Consider the following 19,851-nt stretch of genomic DNA (forward strand, 5'->3'; position numbering starts at 1 on the left):
TTGATCAACCCCATCGCCATGGAAGAAGGTCTGCGCTTCGCCATCCGCGAAGGCGGCAAGACGGTCGGCTCCGGCGTGGTCGCGAAGATCATCGCCTGATTGCAGAGTTAGAGGGGTATAGCTCAATTGGCAGAGCGTCGGTCTCCAAAACCGAAGGTTGTAGGTTCGATTCCTACTGCCCCTGCCACCTGAGGTGGCCCACACCAAGCCCGTCATGATCTGACGGGCTTCCGTGTCTTCAGGGACACGTTTCATATACGAGGAATGCAAGCCGCCATGGCGACGTCGCAAGTTGAAACCGTAAGCACCGGAGCCGACAAGGCCAAGTTGGGCCTGTCCGTTGCGCTGGTGCTTGCTGCGCTGGCGGGCTTCTACCTGCTGAGCCGCCAGGGCGCACTTGCGCAGTGGGCCGTGCTGCTCGTAGGCTTTGCCGCCGCTGCTGCGGTGTTCTTCGTGTCGGAGCATGGCCGCCAGCTGATCGCCTTCGGTCGCGACGCATGGCGCGAAGTGAAGAAGGTCGTCTGGTCGACCCGCAAGGAAGCGATCCAGATCACCGCCTACGTCTTCGCTTTCGTCGTGGTGATGGCGCTGTTCCTTTGGCTGACTGACAAGACGCTGGAGTGGGTCTTCTACGACCTGATCCTGGGTTGGAGAAAATAAATGACCGACGCCGTTGAGAACATCCCCGGTGACGGCGAAGCGGTCGCCGCTGCCACGCCGGCCAACCCGGACATGCGTTGGTACATCGTCCATGCCTATTCGGGTATGGAGAAGGCGGTCGAGCGCAACATCGTCGAGCGGATCAACCGCGGCGGCATGGAAGCCAAGTTCGGCCGCATCCTGGTGCCCACCGAGGAAGTCGTCGAAGTCAAGAACGGCCAGCGCAAGACGACCGAGCGTCGCCTGTTCCCCGGCTACGTCTTCGTCGAGATGGTGATGGACGACGAGTCCTGGCACCTGGTGAAGCACACCAACAAGGTCACCGGCTTTGTCGGCGGCGCCAAGAACCGTCCGGCCCCGATCTCGGAAGAAGAAGTCCAGAAGATCGTCAGCCAGATGCAGGAAGGCACCGACAAACCCCGCCACAAGGTGGAGTTCATCGTCGGCGAGTTCGTGCGCGTCAAGGAAGGTCCTTTCACCGACTTCAATGGTTCGGTCGAAGAGGTCAACTACGAGAAGAGCCGGGTGCGGGTGTCCGTCACCATCTTCGGCCGCGCGACGCCTGTCGAGCTGGAATTCGGCCAGGTCGAAAAGACCTGATCGGCAAGGCAGGCCCCCGGCCTGCCGTCGTCATTCGTATCCCGCGCTTCGTTGGACCCGGCGCGGGTGTTCTCTCGAAAGGGTCCGCAAACCCCGGGGAGCGGCCTGCCACACGGCGGCCGCGCTATCACCCGCAAGGAGTAAGAAACCATGGCGAAAAAAATCGTCGGTTTTGTCAAGCTGCAAGTGCCAGCGGGCAAGGCCAATCCATCGCCCCCCATCGGCCCGGCCCTGGGTCAGCGCGGCCTCAACATCATGGAGTTCTGCAAGGCGTTCAACGCCCAGACCCAAGGTGTCGAGCCCGGCCTGCCACTGCCGGTGGTGATCACGGCTTTCGCCGACAAGAGCTTCACCTTCATCATCAAGACGCCGCCTGCGACGACCTTGATCAAGAAGGCCATCAAGCTCGACAAGGGTTCGCCCGTGGCGAACAAGCAGAAGGTCGGCAAGATCACGCGCGCCCAGCTCGAAGAGATCGCCAAGACCAAGCTCAAGGACATGAACGCCGCCAGCATCGACGCCGCAGTGCGCACGCTGGCCGGCTCCGCCCGCTCGATGGGCGTGACCGTGGAGGGCCTCTGAGATGGCTAAGTTGACCAAGAAGCAAAAGTCCCTGCAAGGCAAGGTCGAGTCGACCAAGCTGTACGCCCTGAGCGATGCACTGACCATCGTCAAGGACGCGGCGACCGCCAAGTTCGACGAATCGATCGACGTGGCGGTGCAGCTCGGCATCGATGCGAAGAAGTCCGACCAGGTCGTGCGTGGCGCCGTCGTGCTGCCGAACGGCACCGGCAAGACCAAGCGCGTCGCCGTGTTCGCCCAAGGCGCCAAGGCCGAGGAAGCCAAGGCCGCCGGCGCCGACATCGTCGGCATGGACGATCTCGCCGCCATGGTGAAGGCGGGCGACATGCCCTTCGACATCGTCATCGCCGCACCCGACGCGATGCGCGTCGTCGGTACGCTGGGCCAGATCCTCGGTCCACGCGGCCTGATGCCCAACCCGAAGGTCGGCACGGTCACTCCCGACGTCGCCACCGCGGTGAAGAACGCCAAGGCCGGTCAGGTGCAGTTCCGCGTCGACAAGGCCGGTATCGTCCACAGCACCATCGGCCGTCGCTCGTTCGACTCCGACAAGCTGCAGGGCAACCTGGCCGCGCTGATCGACGCGCTGACCAAGGCCAAGCCCGCCACCAGCAAGGGTGTCTACCTGCGCAAGGTGGCCGTGTCCTCGACCATGGGCCTCGGCGTTCGCGTCGACACCCAGACGATCGCGGCCGCGTAAAGACGGAATTCGGGTGGCCTTCGCGGGCCGCCCGGTGGTGGGCCGGCGCAGACGTCGCAAGACGGAGGCGCCGGGCCATCCAAGACCGCTGGTGTGCAGATGGCTGCACTTAATCGCCTCGTCGGCCAGCGCAGATGGCGATCCCGCTGCAGATGGATTTTTTCCCGAAACAGTTGGTCGCTGAAAGAAGAATGTGGGCGAGGGCGCTATGCCCGACCCACTTTTTAAGGAGTAGACCTTGAGTCTTAATCGCAGTGAGAAAGAAGCGGTCGTCACCGACGTTACCAGCCTCGCCGCTAAAGCTCAAACGCTCGTGATTGCGGAATACCGTGGCATCACGGTCGCCGACATGACGAAACTGCGCAATGACGCGCGCAGCAAGGGTGTGAGCTTGAGTGTTCTGAAGAACACGCTGGCCCGCCGTGCTGTCGCCGGTAGCGCTTTCGACGTGCTCGCCGACCAGATGACCGGTCCGCTGATCTATGGCTTCTCCGAAGATGCCGTGGCCGCCGCGAAGGTGGTGGCCGATTTCGCGAAGACCAACGACAAGTTGGTGATCCGCGGCGGTGCTTTCGGTGGCAAGACCCTGGACATCAACGGCGTGAAGCAACTGGCCAACATCCCTTCCAAGGACGTGCTGCTGGCCCAGCTGCTGGGCTTGATGCAATCCCCGATCTCGCGTACGGCCCGTGTGCTGGCCGCGCTGGCGGAAAAACGTGGCGAAGGCCAGGCTGCACCGGCAGCCGAACCCGAAGCAGCCGCGGCTTGAACCAAACTAGTTTTAGGAAATCACAATGGCATTCGATAAAGACGCATTCCTGACCGCGCTCGACAGCATGACGGTCCTCGAGCTCAACGACCTGGTCAAGGCCATCGAAGAGAAGTTCGGCGTGTCCGCCGCAGCAATGTCGGCACCGGCCGCAGGTGGCGGTGCCGCTGCTCCGGCAGCCGAAGAAAAGACCGAATTCAACGTCGTGCTGCTCGAAGCCGGCGCGAACAAGGTGTCGGTCATCAAGGCCGTGCGCGAAATCACCGGCCTGGGCCTCAAGGAAGCCAAGGATCTGGTCGACGGCGCTCCGAAGAACGTCAAGGAAGGCATCGCCAAGGCAGACGCCGACGCAGCCAAGAAGAAGCTCGAAGAAGCTGGCGCCAAGGTCGAACTCAAGTAATTCGACATGTGTGCCGAGGCTGGGGTGTCCGAGAGGCCCCCAGCCTTTTGCCGCTTATGAAAGCGCGGTATAGAGCACACCAGAGAGCCGCAGCGCTGCGGCTCCCTAGTGTCTTCTGAGCCCCCGACAGCAGAAGATGCCTTGGTTCGGGCGATGTGCAACGCATCGCCGTCCGCCATGGTTGGTAGTGGCCAACCACCAAGCCCCTCGCGCGTGCCGTGCCGCGCGAGGGGTTCAGTCGTCGAAGGACTCATGTCTTTGCCCGGAGATCTCATGGCCTATACCTATACCGAACGCAAGCGCATTCGCAAAAGCTTCGGCAGCCGCGACAGCGTGCTGGAAGTCCCCTACCTGCTGCAGATGCAAAAAGACGCCTACACGGCGTTCCTGCAAACCGACGTAGGCCCCAAGAAACGTACCGTCGAAGGCCTGCAGGCCGCTTTCGACGCGGCTTTCCCGATCGTTTCCCACAACGGTTTCGTGGAAATGAAGTTCGTCGAATACAACCTGGCCAAGCCGGCGTTCGACGTACGCGAATGCCAGACCCGCGGCTTGACCTTCGCCTCGGCCGTGCGGGCCAAGGTGCAGCTGATCATCTACGACCGCGAGTCCTCGACCAGCCAGTCCAAAGTCGTCAAGGAAGTGAAGGAGCAGGAGGTCTACATGGGCGAAGTGCCGCTCATGACCGACAAGGGCTCGTTCATCATCAACGGCACCGAGCGCGTCATCGTGTCGCAGCTGCACCGTTCGCCCGGCGTGTTCTTCGAGCACGACAAGGGCAAGACCCACTCGTCGGGCAAGCTGCTGTTCTCGGCCCGGGTGATTCCCTACCGCGGCTCGTGGCTCGACTTCGAGTTCGATCCCAAGGACATCCTGTACTTCCGCGTCGACCGTCGCCGCAAGATGCCGGTCACGATCCTGTTGAAGGCCATCGGCCTGAACCCGGAATCGATCCTGGCGAACTTCTTCGTCAACGACAACTTCCGCCTGATGGACAGCGGCGCGCAGATGGAGTTCGTCGCCGAACGCCTGCGCGGCGAAGTGGCCCGCTTCGACCTGACCGACAAGGCCGGCAAGGTCGTGGTCGCCAAGGACAAGCGCGTCACCGCCCGCCACACCCGCGAGCTGGAAACCTCGGGCACGACCCACATCAGCGTGCCGGAGGACTTCCTGATCGGCCGCGTGGTCGCTCGCGACATCGTCGACGGCGACACCGGGGAGATCATCGCCAAGGCCAACGACGAGCTGACCGAGGTGCTGTTGAAGAAGCTGCGCTCCTCGGGCGTGAAGGACCTGCAGGTCATCTACACCAACGAACTCGACCAGGGCGCCTACATCTCGCAGACCCTGCGCACCGACGAGACGGTCGACGAGTTCGCCGCCCGCGTGGCCATCTACCGCATGATGCGCCCCGGCGAGCCGCCGACCGAGGACGCGGTGCAGGCCCTGTTCCAGCGCTTGTTCTACAACCCGGACACGTACGACCTGTCGCGCGTCGGCCGGATGAAGTTCAACGCCAAGATCGGCCGCAACGAATCCACCGGGCCGATGGTCCTGACCAACGAGGACATCCTCGCGGTCGTCAAGATTCTGGTGGACCTGCGCAACGGCAACGGCGAGGTCGACGACATCGACCACCTGGGCAACCGCCGCGTGCGCTGCGTCGGCGAACTGGCCGAGAACCAGTACCGCACCGGCCTCGCCCGTATCGAGAAGGCCGTGAAGGAGCGTCTGGGCCAGGCCGAGCAAGAGCCGCTGATGCCGCACGACCTGATCAACTCCAAGCCGATTTCCGCGGCGTTGAAGGAGTTCTTCGGCGCGTCGCAGCTGTCGCAGTTCATGGACCAGACCAACCCGCTGGCCGAGATCACCCACAAGCGCCGCATGTCGGCTCTTGGCCCGAGCGGTCTGACCCGCGAACGTGCCGGCTTCGAAGTGCGCGACGTGCACGTGACCCATTACGGCCGCGTCTGCCCGATCGAAACGCCGGAAGGCCCGAACATCGGCCTGATCAACTCGCTGGCGCTGTACGCCCGCCTGAACGAATACGGCTTCATCGAAACGCCGTACCGGCGCGTAGTCGACGGCAAGGTGACGATGCAGATCGACTACCTGTCGGCCATCGAGGAAGGCAAGTACGTCATCGCCCAGGCGAACGCCGCGCTGGACAAGGACGGCACGCTCACCGGCGAACTCGTGTCCGCACGGGAAGCCGGCGAGTCTATCCTGGTCGCGGCCGACCGCATCCAGTACATGGACGTGTCGCCGGCGCAGATCGTGTCGGTGGCCGCGTCTATGGTGCCGTTCCTCGAGCACGACGATGCCAACCGGGCGCTGATGGGCGCCAACATGTCGCGCCAGGCCGTGCCCGTACTGCGTCCGGAAAAGCCGATGGTCGGCACCGGCATCGAGCGCGTCGCGGCGGTGGACTCCGGCACGGTGGTCACCGCCAACCGCGGCGGCGTGGTGGACTATGTCGACGCCACCCGCATCGTGATCCGCGTCAACGACGCGGAAGCGACGGCGGGCGAGGTCGGCGTGGACATCTACAACCTGATCAAGTACCAGCGTTCCAACCAGAACACCAACATCCACCAGCGTCCTATCGTCAAGAAGGGCGACAAGCTGGAAAAGGGCGACGTGATCGCCGACGGCGCGTCGACCGACCTGGGCGAGATCGCCATCGGCCAGAACATGCTGATCGCGTTCATGCCGTGGAACGGCTACAACTTCGAGGACTCGATCCTGATCAGCGAACGTGTCGTCTCCGAAGACCGCTACACCTCGATCCACATCGAGGAGTTGGTGGTCATGGCGCGCGACACCAAGCTGGGAGCCGAGGAAATCACCCGCGACATCCCGAACCTGGCCGAGCAGCAGCTGAACCGCCTGGACGAGTCGGGCATCATCTACGTGGGTGCCGAAGTCATGCCCGGCGACACTCTGGTGGGCAAGGTCACGCCGAAGGGCGAGACCACGCTGACGCCGGAAGAAAAGCTGCTGCGCGCGATCTTCGGCGAGAAGGCCTCCGACGTGAAGGACACCTCGCTGCGGGTGGACCAGGGCTCGCAAGGCACGGTGATCGACGTGCAGGTGTTCACCCGCGAAGGCATCCAGCGCGACAAGCGCGCCCAGCAGATCATCGACGATGAACTCAAACGCTTCCGCCTCGACCTGAACGACCAGCTGCGCATCGTCGAGGCCGACGCGTTCGACCGGATCGAGAAGCTCCTGACCGGCAAGGCTGCCAACGGCGGCCCGAACAAGCTGGCCAAGGGCAGCAAGCTCGACAAGGCCTACCTGACCTCGGTCGAGAAGTTCCACTGGTTCGACATCCGTCCGGCGGAGGACGAAGTGGCGACCCAGCTCGAGTCGATCAAGAACTCGCTCGAGCAGACCCGCCACAGCTTCGACCTGATGTTCGAAGAGAAGCGCAAGAAGCTCACGCAGGGCGACGAGCTGCCGGCCGGCGTGCTGAAGATGGTCAAGGTCTACCTGGCCGTCAAGCGCCGCCTGCAGCCCGGCGACAAGATGGCCGGCCGCCACGGCAACAAGGGTGTCGTGTCCAAGATCGTTCCGGTCGAGGACATGCCCTACATGGCCGACGGGACGCCGTGCGACATCTGCCTAAACCCGCTAGGCGTGCCTTCGCGGATGAACGTCGGCCAGGTGCTGGAAGTGCACCTGGGCTGGGCCGGCAAGGGCATCGGCCAGCGCATCGGCGACATGCTGCGGGCGGAAACCAAGGCGGCCGAGCTGCGCAAGTTCCTCGAAGAGCTCTACAACAGCTCGGGCCGGTCGGAAGACCTGTCCAAGCTCAGCGACGAAGACGTGCTGGCGATGGCGGGCAACCTGACCCACGGCGCCACCTTCGCCACGCCGGTGTTCGACGGCGCGAGCGAAGAGGACATCCGCGGGATGCTGAAGCTGGCCTACCCTGACGACATCGCCAAGGCCAAGGGCCTGACGGTCACCCGCACCCAGGCCCAGCTGATCGACGGCCGCACCGGCGAGCAGTTCGAGCGCCCGACGACCATCGGCTACATGCACTTCCTGAAGCTGCACCACCTGGTGGACGACAAGATGCACGCCCGCTCGACCGGACCGTACTCGCTGGTCACGCAGCAACCGCTGGGCGGCAAGGCCCAGTTCGGCGGCCAGCGTTTCGGCGAAATGGAAGTGTGGGCGCTGGAAGCCTACGGCGCGTCCTACGTGCTGCAGGAAATGCTGACGGTGAAGTCCGACGACGTGCAGGGCCGTACCAAGGTGTACGAGAGCATCGTCAAGGGCGAACACGCCATCGAGGCCGGCATGCCGGAATCGTTCAATGTGCTGGTCAAGGAAATCCGTTCCCTGGGCCTGGACATCGAACTCGAACGTTCTTAATCGAAGGGACTAGGTTTATGAAGTCACTACTCGACCTGTTCAAGCAATTCACGCCGGACGAGCATTTCGATGCCATCCGCATCGGCATGGCGTCGCCAGAGAAGATCCTCTCGTGGTCCTTCGGCGAAGTCAAGAAGCCGGAAACCATAAATTACCGCACGTTCAAGCCCGAGCGCGACGGCCTGTTCTGCGCCAAGATCTTCGGCCCCATCAAGGACTACGAGTGCCTGTGCGGCAAGTACAAGCGCCTGAAGCACCGCGGCGTGATCTGCGAGAAGTGCGGCGTCGAAGTCACCCAGACCAAGGTGCGCCGCGAGCGCATGGGCCACATCGACCTGGCCGCGCCCTGCGCGCACATCTGGTTCCTGAAGTCGCTGCCGTCGCGTCTGGGTCTGGTGCTCGACATGACACTGCGCGACATCGAACGCGTGCTGTATTTCGAAGCCTACGTCGTCACCGACCCCGGCATGACCCCGCTCAAGAAGTTCGGGATCATGTCCGAGGACGACTACGACGCGAAGCGCAAGGAATACGGCGACGAGTTCATCGCCAAGATGGGCGCCGAGGGCATCAAGGACCTGCTGGAAGCCATCGACATCGACCTGTCGATCGAGCGCCTGCGCGGCGACCTGACCGGCTCCGAAGTCAAGGTCAAGAAGAACGCCAAGCGCCTGAAGGTGCTGGAAGCGTTCAAGAAGTCGGGCATCAAGCCCGAGTGGATGGTGCTCGAGGTGCTGCCGGTGCTGCCGCCGGACCTGCGTCCGCTCGTTCCCCTGGACGGCGGCCGTTTCGCGACCTCCGACCTGAACGACCTCTACCGCCGCGTCATCAACCGCAACTCGCGTCTGCGCCGCCTGCTGGAGCTGAAGGCGCCGGAAATCATCGCGCGCAACGAGAAGCGGATGCTGCAGGAAGCCGTCGATTCGCTGCTCGACAACGGCCGCCGCGGCAAGGCGATGACCGGCGCCAACAAGCGCGCCCTCAAGTCGCTGGCCGACATGATCAAGGGCAAGAGCGGCCGGTTCCGCCAGAACCTGCTGGGCAAGCGGGTGGACTACTCGGGCCGTTCGGTGATCACCGTGGGCCCGACGCTCAAGCTGCACCAGTGCGGCCTGCCGAAGCTGATGGCGCTGGAACTCTTCAAGCCCTTCATCTTCTCGCGCCTCGAAGCCATGGGCATCGCGACGACGATCAAGGCCGCCAAGAAGGAAGTCGAATCCGGCACGCCGGTGGTCTGGGACATCCTGGAAGAGGTGATCAAAGAGCATCCGATCATGCTCAACCGTGCGCCTACGCTGCACCGCCTGGGCATCCAGGCGTTCGAGCCGATCCTGATCGAGGGCAAGGCGATCCAGCTGCATCCGCTGGTCTGCGCCGCCTTCAACGCCGACTTCGACGGCGACCAGATGGCCGTCCACGTGCCACTGTCGGTGGAAGCGCAGATGGAAGCCCGCACGCTGATGCTGGCCTCCAACAACGTGCTGTTCCCCGCATCGGGCGAACCCTCGATCGTGCCGTCGCAGGACGTGGTGCTGGGCCTGTACTACACGACCCGCGACCGCATCAACGGCAAGGGCGAAGGCCTGGTGTTCTCCGACACCGGCGAGGTGCAGCGCGCATTCGACGCGGGTGAGGTCGAACTCACCGCCAAGATCAGCGTGCGCCTGACCGAGTGGACCAAGGACAAGGCCACCGGCGAATTCGTGCCCTCCACCTCGCTGGTGGACACGACCGCCGGCCGTGCGCTGCTGTCCGAGATCCTGCCGAAGGGCCTTCCGTTCGCCAACATCAACAAGGCGCTGAAGAAGAAGGAAATCTCCAAGCTCATCAACGTGAGCTTCCGCAAGTGCGGTCTGAAGGAGACGGTCGTCTTCGCCGACAAGCTGCTGCAGAACGGTTTCCGCCTGGCCACCAAGGCCGGTATCTCTATCGCGATCGACGACATGCTGGTGCCGCCCGAAAAGGCCAGCATCATCGAGCGGGCCGAGAAGGAAGTGAAGGAAATCGCCCAGCAGTATTCGTCGGGTCTGGTGACATCCGGCGAGCGCTACAACAAGGTGGTTAACATCTGGGGCAAGGCCGGCGACGAAGTGTCGAAGGTGATGATGGCACAGCTCTCGAAGCAGAAGGTCACCGACCGCCACGGCAAGGAAGTGGACCAGGAGTCCTTCAACTCCATCTACATGATGGCCGACTCGGGTGCCCGCGGTTCCGCCGCGCAGATCCGCCAGGTGGCGGGCATGCGGGGTCTGATGGCCAAGCCCGACGGCTCGATCATCGAGACGCCGATCACCGCGAACTTCCGCGAAGGCCTGAACGTGCTGGAGTACTTCATCTCCACCCACGGTGCCCGAAAGGGTCTGGCCGACACGGCGCTGAAGACGGCGAACTCGGGTTACCTGACCCGCCGTCTGGTGGACGTGACCCAGGATCTGGTCGTGACCGAGGAAGACTGCGGTACGCACCAGGGCTCGGTGATGCGCGCCATCGTCGAAGGCGGCGAGGTGATCGAGTCGCTCCGCGACCGCATCCTGGGCCGTACCGCGGCCGACGAGGTGCTGCACCCCGAGAACCGCTCGGTGCTGGCACCGGCCGGCACGCTGCTGGAAGAGGACCTGATCGACGAACTCGAAGCCGCCGGCGTCGACGAAGTCAAGGTCCGCACCGCGCTGACCTGCGAAACCCGCTTCGGCATCTGCGCCAAGTGCTACGGCCGCGACCTGGGCCGCGGCGGCCAGATCAACCTGGGCGAGGCGGTCGGCGTGATCGCCGCCCAGTCGATCGGCGAGCCGGGCACGCAGCTGACGATGCGGACCTTCCACATCGGTGGCGCCGCATCCCGTGCGGCCGTCGCCTCCAGCGTGGAAGCCAAGTCGAACGGCGTGATCGGCTTCAACGCCACGATGCGCTACGTGAGCAACACCAAGGGCGACCTGGTGGTGATCGCGCGTTCGGGCGAGATCGTCATCCAGGACGAGCACGGCCGCGAGCGCGAGCGCCACAAGGTGCCGTACGGCGCGATCCTGGCGGTCAAGGCCGACCAGACGATCAAGGCCGGCCACATCCTGGCCAACTGGGATCCGCTGACCCGTCCGGTGATCACCGAGTTCGCCGGCCAGGTGAAGTTCGAGAACGTCGAGGAAGGCCTGACGGTCGCCAAGCAGGTCGACGAAGTGACCGGTCTGTCGACCCTGGTCGTGATCGATCCGAAGCGCCGCGGCTCCGCCAAGGTGGTGCGCCCGCAGGTCAAGCTCATCGACGCCAACGGCGCCGAAGTGAAGATTCCGGGCACCGACCACTCGGTGACCATCGGCTTCCAGATCGGTTCGCTGATCCAGGTGCGCGACGGCCAGGACGTGGGGCCGGGCGAAGTGCTGGCGCGTATTCCGGTCGAAGGCCAGAAGACCCGCGACATCACCGGCGGCCTGCCCCGCGTGGCCGAGCTGTTCGAAGCCCGTTCGCCGAAGGACAAGGGCATGCTGGCGGAAATCACCGGCACGGTCTCGTTCGGCAAGGAAACCAAGGGCAAGGTCCGCCTGCAGATCACCGATCCGGACGGCAAGGTCTGGGACGAGCTGATCCCCAAGGAGAAGAACATCCTGGTGCACGAAGGCCAGGTGGTCAACAAGGGCGAGTCGGTGGTGGACGGCCCGGCCGATCCGCAGGACATCCTGCGCCTGCTGGGCATCGAGGAGCTGTCGCGCTACATCGTCGACGAAGTGCAGGACGTCTACCGCCTCCAGGGCGTGAAGATCAACGACAAGCACATCGAAGTGATCGTGCGACAGATGCTGCGCCGCGTCGTGGTCGAGAACGCGGGCGATTCGGGCTACATCAACGGCGAGCAGGTCGAGCGTTCGGAAATGCTCAACACCAACGACCGTCTGCGCAGTGAAGACAAGGTGCCTGTGACCTACAACAACTTGTTGCTGGGCATCACCAAGGCGTCGCTGTCGACCGATTCGTTCATCTCGGCGGCGTCGTTCCAGGAAACGACCCGTGTGCTGACCGAAGCGGCCATCATGGGCAAGCGCGACGAGCTGCGCGGCCTGAAGGAGAACGTCATCGTCGGCCGCCTGATCCCCGCGGGCACCGGCATGGCGTACCACGATGCCCGCAAGGTGAAGGACCAGATGGACGAGGCCGAGCGCCGCGCCATCGCAGAAGCCGAAGACGCCGAACTGGCCGGCCTGGGCGACGGCCAGGCCGCCGACACGGCCGATACCAGCGAAGGCGCCGCGGCAAAGTAAGCGCTGCTGCCGCCCCCCCGCTGAAAGCCCCCGTCCGCCGCCTCGGCGGGCGGGGGCTTTTTTCCTGCGGGCGTTTTTGGAGATACTTCGGCGATGTTCCAAAGTCTGTGGTGGTGGTCGGTCCTGGCGGTCGGCCTCTTTTGGTCGGTGGGTGCGCACAACCGGCTGGTCCGGTTGCGCGGCGCCGTGTTGCAGGCCTTCGGAGCGCTCGACACGCGGATGCAGGCCTGGGTCGCGATGGCCCAGACGCCCACGGCACCGGTGCCGGCCGCCGCACCGGCCGATCGGGCAGGGCGGATGCCCAGCGGACCGGAAGCGGCGGCCGATGCCCCGCCTGCCGACGCCGCGCCGGCGCCGAGCCTCGCCACCCAGACGCTCTGGAGTGGCACGCATGCTGCGGCGCTGCAGCTGGGCAATTCGCTGGCCGCGTCGCGCGCCAAGCCGCTCGATCGCGAGGCGATGGCGGCACTGACCGCCGCGCGCGAGGTGCTGCTGTCGGCATGGCGGCGGCTGTTGCGCGAGGCGCCCGATTTCTCGGCCACGCTGCATGTCGGCGGCATCCATGTCCAGTGGGACCAGCAGGAGACGCAGGTGCAGCTGGCCTGCGACGCGTTCAACCTGGCCGTGCAGCGCTACAACGCTGCGCTGGGCAAGTTCCCGGCTGCGCTTCTGGCATGGCTTTTCCGATTCCAGCCCGCGCGACCGATATGACGACACGCCCTTCGCCCCCTTTTTCCGCATCGACTCCCCGCACCGCCCGGCAAATCCCGCCCGGCGGCGCCGACAGGAATGCCGGCCCGCGCGACGGCATCGCCCTGTGGCAGCAACTGCAGGCGGCCGCCCAGACGCTGGCGGCGGTGCGCGGCGGCCAGTCGGCACCGGTGGCGCTGCAGGCGGTGTCGGCACCCCTGCGGCCCGGCACCCGCGCGCTGGTCTCCCACGTGCTGCGCTGGCTGGGCCAGGCCGAGGCGCTGCGCCGCAAGCTGGCCAGCCGAACCCCGCCGCCGCTGCCCGACGCGCTGCTGTGCACCGCCCTGGCGCTTGTCTGGCGCGCCGAGGACGCGCCTTACGAAGCCTTCACCTTGGTCGACCAGACGGTCGAGGCCGCCAAGCGCAGTCCCGCGATGCGGGCGCAGTCGAGCTTCATCAACGCCTGCCTGCGCCGCTTTCTGCGGGAGCAGGAGGCACTGGTGGCCTCTACCGCCCAGGAGCCGCTGGCCTTGTGGAACCATCCGCGCTGGTGGATCGACCACTTGAAGCACGACCATCCCCGGCAGTGGCAGGACATCCTGCGGACCAACAACACCCAGGCGCCCATGGTGCTGCGGGTCAACGCACGAAAAGCGACGGTAGCCGGCGTCTTGAGTCGGCTTAATGCTATCAATATAGGAGCGGAGCGCGTGGGAGCCCAGGGCGTGCTGCTGGCGCATGCGCTGCCGGTCGACCAGATCCCCGGCTTCGCCGAGGGCCACGTGTCGGTGCAGGACGCCGGCGCCCAGCTGGCGGCGCAGCTGCTGCTCGACGGGCTCGACCTGTCGAAGCCTCTGCGGGTGCTCGACGCCTGCGCCGCGCCGGGCGGCAAGACGGCACACCTGCTGGAGATGGCACCGGCGGGTGCGCCGCTGTCGGTGCTGGCGCTCGACATCGATCCGCAGCGTTGCGAGCGGATCCACGAGAACCTGGACCGGCTCGGCCTGCAGGCCACCGTGGTGGCGGCCGACGCGCAGGAGCCGGCGCGCTGGTGGCCCCAGCACGGCGGCCAGCCGTTCGACGCCATCTTGCTCGATGCGCCGTGCACCGCATCGGGCATCGTGCGCCGCCATCCCGACGTACGCTGGTTGCGGCGCGAGAGCGACATCGCCCAGCTGGCCGTTGTGCAGGCAGGTCTGGTCGCGAAGCTCTGGCCGCTGCTCGCGCCGGGCGGCCGGCTGCTCTACTGCACCTGCTCGGTGTTCCGGGAAGAGGGCGAACAGCAGATCCGAGCGTTCCTTGCGCACAACATCGATGCGGCTTTGTGCCCCTCGCCCGGGCATTTGATTCCGCGCAATGGCGCGGGACAGCGCTGGGTCCCGGACAATCTTCCCGGTGATCATGACGGATTTTTCTACGCCCTCCTGCAAAAGCATGCGTCTTGAGCGCCGCCTGCGGGCCTTCGCCGGCGTTCTGGGCACCCTGGGAGCCGCGGCGCGCGGCTTGGGTGCCGCATGCATCGTCGCCTGCGGCCTGCTGGCGGCGGGGCAGCCCCCCGCCTTCGCCCAAGCCCACGGCGTCGAGGTGCCGCTGCTGCGGCTGGAGCGGGCCGACGACGGCCTCTACCTCTCGGCCACCCTGGGCTTCGAGCTGCCGCCGCTGGTGGAAGACGCGCTGTACAAGGGTATCCCGGTGTTCTTCGTGGCAGAGGCCGATGTGCTGCGCGACCGCTGGTACTGGAGCGACCAGCGCGTCGCCAATGCCGTCCGCTACATCCGCCTGGCTTTCCAGCCGCTGACCCGGCGCTGGCGGCTGAACGTGTCGCCCACGCCGATCGGCAATGCCGGACTGGGCGTGGCGCTGAGCCAGAATTTCGAGGAGCTGCCCGAGGCGCTGGCCTCGATCCAGCGGCTGGCGCGGTGGCGCATCGCCGACCTGCACGACGTGGAGGCCGACGGCCGCTACAGCGTCGAGTTCCGGTTCCGGCTCGATACCTCGCAGCTTCCTCGGCCGCTGCAGATGGGCGTGATCAGCCGCTCCGACTGGAGCCTGTCCACCGAGCGCAGCCTGCGCCTGCTGCCGGACGGCGACTGATGTCCAGTACACGCCGCACCGCCCACCACGACGATCCGCGCTATTCGCTGCTGCATTCGCGTGCCGCGCGATGGGCCGTCGGCATCGGCGTCGCTACGATGGTGTCGATCGGGCTGGTGCTGCTCTTTCTGCTGACCCAGGCCACCAACAACCGAGCGCTGTACGAGCGCAACTACGGCTTCCTGTTCACGGTGAACGTGGTCGTTGCCGGCCTGCTGCTGGCGGTGATCGCCTGGATCGGCATGCGGCTGTACGGTCGGCTGCGGCGCGGCCGCTTCGGCAGCCGGCTGCTGATGAAGCTGGCGATCATCTTCGCGGTGCTTGGATTTTTGCCGGGCATGTTGATCTACACCGTCTCCTACCAGTTCGTGTCGCGGTCGATCGAGAGCTGGTTCGACGTGAAGGTCGAGGGCGCCCTCGATGCCGGCCTGAGTTTGGGCCGCTCCACGCTCGATGCGCTGTCGAACGACCTCGTCGCCAAGACCCGCACCGCCAGCGCACTGATCGCCAACTTGCCCGACGCGGCCGCCGGCCTGGCCCTGGAACGGATCCGCGACCAGATCGGCGCGAGTGACGTGGTGCTGTGGAATTCGCAGGGCCACCTGATCGCCAGCGCCGGCCAGTCGCGCTTCCAGCTCAACCCCGACCGGCCCGCGCCGCAGCTGCTGCGCAACGTGCGCGGCCAGCGCACCGCGTCGCAGATCGAGGGGCTGGACGATCTCGGCCCCAACGCTGGCATCTCGGGTGCCCGGGTCAAGGCCATCGTGCTGGTCAGCGGCACCGGCGTCGAGCTGTCGCCCGAGACCCGTTTCCTGCAGGCCACCCAGCCGCTGCCGCCCACCCTGGTCGCCAACGCCGTGGCGGTGCAGGAGGCCTACCGCGAGTACCAGGAGCGGGCCCTGGCGCGCGAAGGCCTGCGGCGCATGTACATCGGCACCCTGACGCTGAGCCTGTTCCTGGCGGTCTTCGGCGCGATGCTGCTGGCGGTGCTGCTGGGCAACCAGCTGGCGCGGCCGCTGCTGGTGCTGGCCGAGGGTGTGCGCGAGGTGGCCGCCGGCGACCTGAGTCCCAAGGCGGCCCTGCAGGGCAAGGACGAGCTGGGCGGCCTGACCCGCGCCTTCGCCGACATGACGCAGCAGCTGTCCGAGGCCCGCAGCGCGGTAGACAAGAGCATGCTGCAGGTCGACACCGCGCGCGCCAATCTGCAGACCATCCTGGACAACCTCACCGCCGGCGTGATCGTGCTGGATGCGGACGGGCGCATCCTTTCGTCCAACCGCGGCGCCACCCGCATCCTGCGGGCGCCGCTGGCCGCCTGTGAAGGACAGCTGCTGGCCGAGGTAGCCGGCCTGGCCGATTTCGGCAAGGGCGTGCAGGCCCAATTCCACAGCTTCCTGGGCGACCGCGAGCAGCACGGCATCGACCACTGGCAGCAATCGTTCGAGCTGCACGCCGGCGCCACCGGTCCGCAGCAGGACGCCACCACCGTCATCGCCCGCGGGGCCGAGCTGCCCGGCACCGCCCGGCTGCTGGTATTCGACGACATTTCCGAGATCGTTTCCGCCCAACGGGCGCAGGCTTGGGGCGAGGTAGCTCGTCGTCTGGCGCACGAGATCAAGAACCCGCTCACCCCGATCCAGCTCTCGGCCGAGCGGCTGGCGATGAAGCTCGACGGCAAGGTCGATGCGGCCGGTCAGGCGGTGCTGACCAAGTCGGTCCGCACCATCGTCGAGCAGGTCGATGCGATGAAGCGGCTGGTCAACGAGTTTCGCGACTACGCCCGACTGCCCGCCGCCGAGCTGGCGCCGGTCGACCTCAATGCCCTGGTCGCCGACATCCTGCACCTGTACGAGAACGACGGTGGCAGCGGCGTAAGGGTACGGGCAGAGCTGGACCCGCAGTGTTCGCTGGTGCTGGGCGATGGGCAGCAGCTCCGCCAGGTGGTGCACAACCTGGTCCAGAACGCGCAGGACGCCACCGACGCGGCCCAGCGCAGCCCGGCGCCGCCGGTCGTCATCCGCACCCGGCAGAGCGAAACCACCGGGCGGGTGCGGCTCACGGTGATCGACAGCGGCACCGGTTTCAGCGAGAGCCTGCTCAAGCGCGCGTTCGAGCCGTACGTCACCACCAAGTCGAAAGGCACCGGCCTGGGCCTGGCCGTCGTGCGCAAGATCGCCGACGAACACGGTGCCCGCGTCGACATCGCCAACCGGGTGGAAGAGGGCGAAACGGTCGGTGCACAAGTGTCGTTATCATTGCCCCTCGCACCCGTGGCTGTCTGATCCGAGCCGAGGGTTCTGTTCTCACCCCGTGGCCGTGGCTCGGTCAACGCGCATCTCCGCTATGGCAAATATCTTGGTGGTTGACGACGAACTGGGTATTCGGGACTTGCTCTCCGAAATACTCAACGACGAGGGCCATGCGGTCGAACTCGCGGAGAACGCGGCGCAGGCGCGTGCCGCGCGCGCGCAGGGCAGCTTCGACCTGGTTCTGCTCGACATCTGGATGCCCGACACCGACGGCGTCTCGCTGCTCAAGGAGTGGGCCGCCACCGGCATGCTGACCATGCCCGTCATCATGATGAGCGGTCACGCCACGATCGACACAGCCGTCGAAGCCACACGCATCGGCGCCCATGCCTTCCTCGAAAAACCCATCACCTTGCAAAAGCTGCTCAAAGCCGTGGAGCAGGGCCTGCAACGCAGCGGCGACGCGGCCCGCAAGGCCGGGGCAGATGCCAACGGCAGCGCTGCGTCCAAGCCGACGCTCCTGCCTGCTGAGGTAACAGCTGCCGCGCCGACAATAGCTGCGGGTTTCGCGGCCGACGCCACGGGCGGCCGCGCCGATGCGCAGACGGCGCCCGTCGCCGCGGACTCCTCGGCCGTCGTACCGGCCAACGGCGCCGCGCCGCGCAGTGTCCAGTCCTTCGACCTCGACCGCCCGCTGCGCGAGGCACGCGACGGCTTCGAGAAGGCGTATTTCGAATTTCACCTGAAGCAGGAAGCCGGCTCCATGACCCGCGTAGCCGAGAAGACCGGCCTGGAGCGCACGCACCTGTACCGCAAGCTGCGCCAGCTGGGCGTCGACCTGACCCGCGGACGCCGCGCGACGTACTGAAGCCGTTTTTGTTCGGCCCGAATCCTGTGCTATGATGCGAGGCTCAGGCCCGGTAGCTCAGTTGGTAGAGCAGCGGATTGAAAATCCGCGTGTCGATGGTTCGATTCCGTCCCAGGCCACCAGACAAGCAAAGCCCTTGATCTTCACAGGTCAGGGGCTTTTCGCATTGGCGCTGCAGAAAACCGCTCTGGTACCGATCACCGCGCAAAAGCACCTGGGGGGCGGCAGCGCCCATGGCGAAGCGGCCGCCTCACGGCTTGCTCTCGCTTCAATGTCGGGCTCGCCATCCAACGGTCGCAGTCGCGTCGTCCCCGCCTACAGGAAAGTCCATTGCAGCCGGATACAAGTGGCGCTCCACAGGACCTGCCATGAAGCCATCCACCATTTTCGATATCGCCAAGAAGTCGGCTCTCGCCTGGGTAGACGACTATGCACCCAGCATGGGGGCCGCCATTTCCTACTACACGGTTTTCTCGATCGCGCCGCTGCTGGTGATCCTCATCGCCATCGCGGGTTACGTGTTCGGGGAAGAGGCCGTGCGGGGATCGCTGCAGGGGCAGATCTCCGGGCTGGTGGGCGAGGACGGGGCCGAGGCGATCCAGGGGTTGATCAGCAGTGCGCGGGAGCCGGCCGAGGGCTTGGTGGCCAGCGGGATCAGCATCGTGTTCCTGCTGCTGGGCGCGACAACGGTATTCGCCGAGATCCAGAGCGCGCTCGACCGCATCTGGCATGTGCCGGAAAAAGCCAAGCCCAGTGGCCTGTGGGGCCTCCTACGGGCACGGTTCCTGTCGTTCGGGCTGATCCTGGGGCTGGCGTTTCTGATGATGGCGTCGCTGTCGATCAGCGCCGGACTGGCCGCGATCGACACCTACTTCCAGAGCCTGATGCCGGGCTGGACCGCGGTGCTGATGCTGCTGAATCTGGCGTTGTCGCTGAGCGTCGAGACGCTGCTCTTCGCGATGATCTTCAAGCTGATGCCATCGACCCGCATCGCATGGCGGGACGTGTGGGTGGGCGCGGCGGTAACGGCCGTGCTGTTCGAGCTGGGCAAGGTGTTGATCGGTCTGTACGTCGGCAAGGCGGGCATCAGTTCGACCTATGCCGCGGCGGGTTCGATCGCGGTCATTCTGATTTGGGTGTACTACGCCACGCAGGTATTTCTCCTGGGGGCGGAGTTCACCAAGGTCTATGCTAGCGAGCACGGCTCTTACCGGAATGCACCGCTCGTGCCGCCTCAGGAGGACGCCGCCCCTAGAAAGTCGGGCACAGCGACTGAAAGGGGTTCGGCCCCCGCGTCGTCGGAGCGTCTGGAAATCGTGCGGCGTGATGCGCACCAGGCGGGCGTGCCGGTGGCGACCAGCATGGCCATCAAGGGTGGGCTGCTGATCGTACGGCTCGTCCTGACGACCTGGCTCAATAGGCGCAAGGGGCGCTCCCGCGGTCGGAGGTCGTGAATGCAGCAAGTACGGTGCGCGGCACTTTGAAAGCCCTGCGCGGCCGTCGGACCCGATCGAAAAGAGCGGAAACGGGGTCCCCGGCCGCACACTTTTAAAATGCGCGTGGAGCCGTACCGCGGCATCCTTTTTCATCGCAACAATCGAGT

The 19,851-nt window shown here is 65.7% G+C and carries 15 protein-coding genes and 2 tRNA genes; all 17 read left to right on the forward strand.

The window, feature by feature from the left end:
* A partial coding sequence (locus DFQ15_RS07505; protein ID WP_456156793.1) for an EF-Tu C-terminal domain-related protein occupies positions 1 to 99 on the forward strand: 99 nt, incomplete at its 5' end.
* A 12-nt stretch (positions 100 to 111) separates the two neighbouring features.
* Positions 112 to 187, forward strand: a tRNA-Trp gene (locus DFQ15_RS07510).
* A gap of 89 nt (positions 188 to 276) precedes the next feature.
* Positions 277 to 660: a preprotein translocase subunit SecE gene (gene secE, locus DFQ15_RS07515; protein WP_110465480.1), complete on the forward strand. Its 384-nt coding sequence runs from the start codon at positions 277 to 279 to the stop codon at positions 658 to 660.
* Positions 661 to 1,260: a transcription termination/antitermination protein NusG gene (nusG, locus tag DFQ15_RS07520; RefSeq protein ID WP_055839505.1), complete on the forward strand. Its 600-nt coding sequence runs from the start codon at positions 661 to 663 to the stop codon at positions 1,258 to 1,260.
* 150 nt (positions 1,261 to 1,410) lie between these two features.
* On the forward strand, positions 1,411 to 1,842 hold the full coding sequence (rplK, locus tag DFQ15_RS07525; protein WP_055839507.1) for a 50S ribosomal protein L11: 432 nt from the start codon (positions 1,411 to 1,413) through the stop codon (positions 1,840 to 1,842).
* Position 1,843: 1 nt separating this feature from the next.
* Positions 1,844 to 2,542 (forward strand): 50S ribosomal protein L1, encoded by a 699-nt coding sequence (rplA, locus tag DFQ15_RS07530; protein WP_055839510.1) that lies wholly within the window; start codon positions 1,844 to 1,846, stop codon positions 2,540 to 2,542.
* A gap of 238 nt (positions 2,543 to 2,780) precedes the next feature.
* Complete coding sequence (rplJ, locus tag DFQ15_RS07535; RefSeq protein WP_110465391.1) at positions 2,781 to 3,311, forward strand: 50S ribosomal protein L10; 531 nt, start codon at positions 2,781 to 2,783, stop codon at positions 3,309 to 3,311.
* 25 nt (positions 3,312 to 3,336) lie between these two features.
* On the forward strand, positions 3,337 to 3,711 hold the full coding sequence (rplL, locus tag DFQ15_RS07540) for a 50S ribosomal protein L7/L12 (RefSeq protein ID WP_110465392.1): 375 nt from the start codon (positions 3,337 to 3,339) through the stop codon (positions 3,709 to 3,711).
* A gap of 273 nt (positions 3,712 to 3,984) precedes the next feature.
* Positions 3,985 to 8,097 (forward strand): DNA-directed RNA polymerase subunit beta, encoded by a 4,113-nt coding sequence (gene rpoB / locus DFQ15_RS07545; protein WP_110465393.1) that lies wholly within the window; start codon positions 3,985 to 3,987, stop codon positions 8,095 to 8,097.
* Between the two features lie 17 nt (positions 8,098 to 8,114).
* Positions 8,115 to 12,347: a DNA-directed RNA polymerase subunit beta' gene (gene rpoC, locus DFQ15_RS07550; protein WP_110465394.1), complete on the forward strand. Its 4,233-nt coding sequence runs from the start codon at positions 8,115 to 8,117 to the stop codon at positions 12,345 to 12,347.
* A 93-nt stretch (positions 12,348 to 12,440) separates the two neighbouring features.
* A complete protein-coding gene (locus DFQ15_RS07555; protein WP_233504339.1) occupies positions 12,441 to 13,058 on the forward strand; it encodes a LemA family protein in 618 nt (205 codons plus the stop codon).
* The gene (rsmB, locus tag DFQ15_RS07560) at positions 13,055 to 14,482 is read left to right on the forward strand and encodes a 16S rRNA (cytosine(967)-C(5))-methyltransferase RsmB (RefSeq protein WP_110465395.1); all 1,428 of its coding nucleotides are present in this window, start codon (positions 13,055 to 13,057) and stop codon (positions 14,480 to 14,482) included. The genes DFQ15_RS07555 and rsmB overlap by 4 nt, the downstream gene beginning before the upstream one ends.
* Positions 14,472 to 15,131, forward strand: coding sequence for a DUF4390 domain-containing protein (locus DFQ15_RS07565; protein WP_110465396.1), 660 nt, complete (start codon positions 14,472 to 14,474; stop codon positions 15,129 to 15,131). The genes rsmB and DFQ15_RS07565 overlap by 11 nt, the downstream gene beginning before the upstream one ends.
* Positions 15,131 to 17,413 (forward strand): sensor histidine kinase, encoded by a 2,283-nt coding sequence (locus DFQ15_RS07570; protein ID WP_199399834.1) that lies wholly within the window; start codon positions 15,131 to 15,133, stop codon positions 17,411 to 17,413. Before DFQ15_RS07565 ends, DFQ15_RS07570 begins: the two co-directional genes overlap by 1 nt.
* 61 nt (positions 17,414 to 17,474) lie before the next feature.
* Positions 17,475 to 18,248, forward strand: a complete 774-nt coding sequence (locus tag DFQ15_RS07575) for a response regulator (protein ID WP_110465397.1) — start codon at positions 17,475 to 17,477, stop codon at positions 18,246 to 18,248.
* Between the two features lie 46 nt (positions 18,249 to 18,294).
* Positions 18,295 to 18,370, forward strand: a tRNA-Phe gene (locus DFQ15_RS07580).
* A gap of 246 nt (positions 18,371 to 18,616) precedes the next feature.
* A complete protein-coding gene (locus tag DFQ15_RS07585; RefSeq protein WP_110465398.1) occupies positions 18,617 to 19,702 on the forward strand; it encodes a YihY/virulence factor BrkB family protein in 1,086 nt (361 codons plus the stop codon).
* Positions 19,703 to 19,851 lie beyond the last annotated feature (149 nt).

Source organism: Xylophilus ampelinus (assembly GCF_003217575.1).
Taxonomy (GTDB): Bacteria; Pseudomonadota; Gammaproteobacteria; order Burkholderiales; family Burkholderiaceae_C; genus Xylophilus; species Xylophilus ampelinus.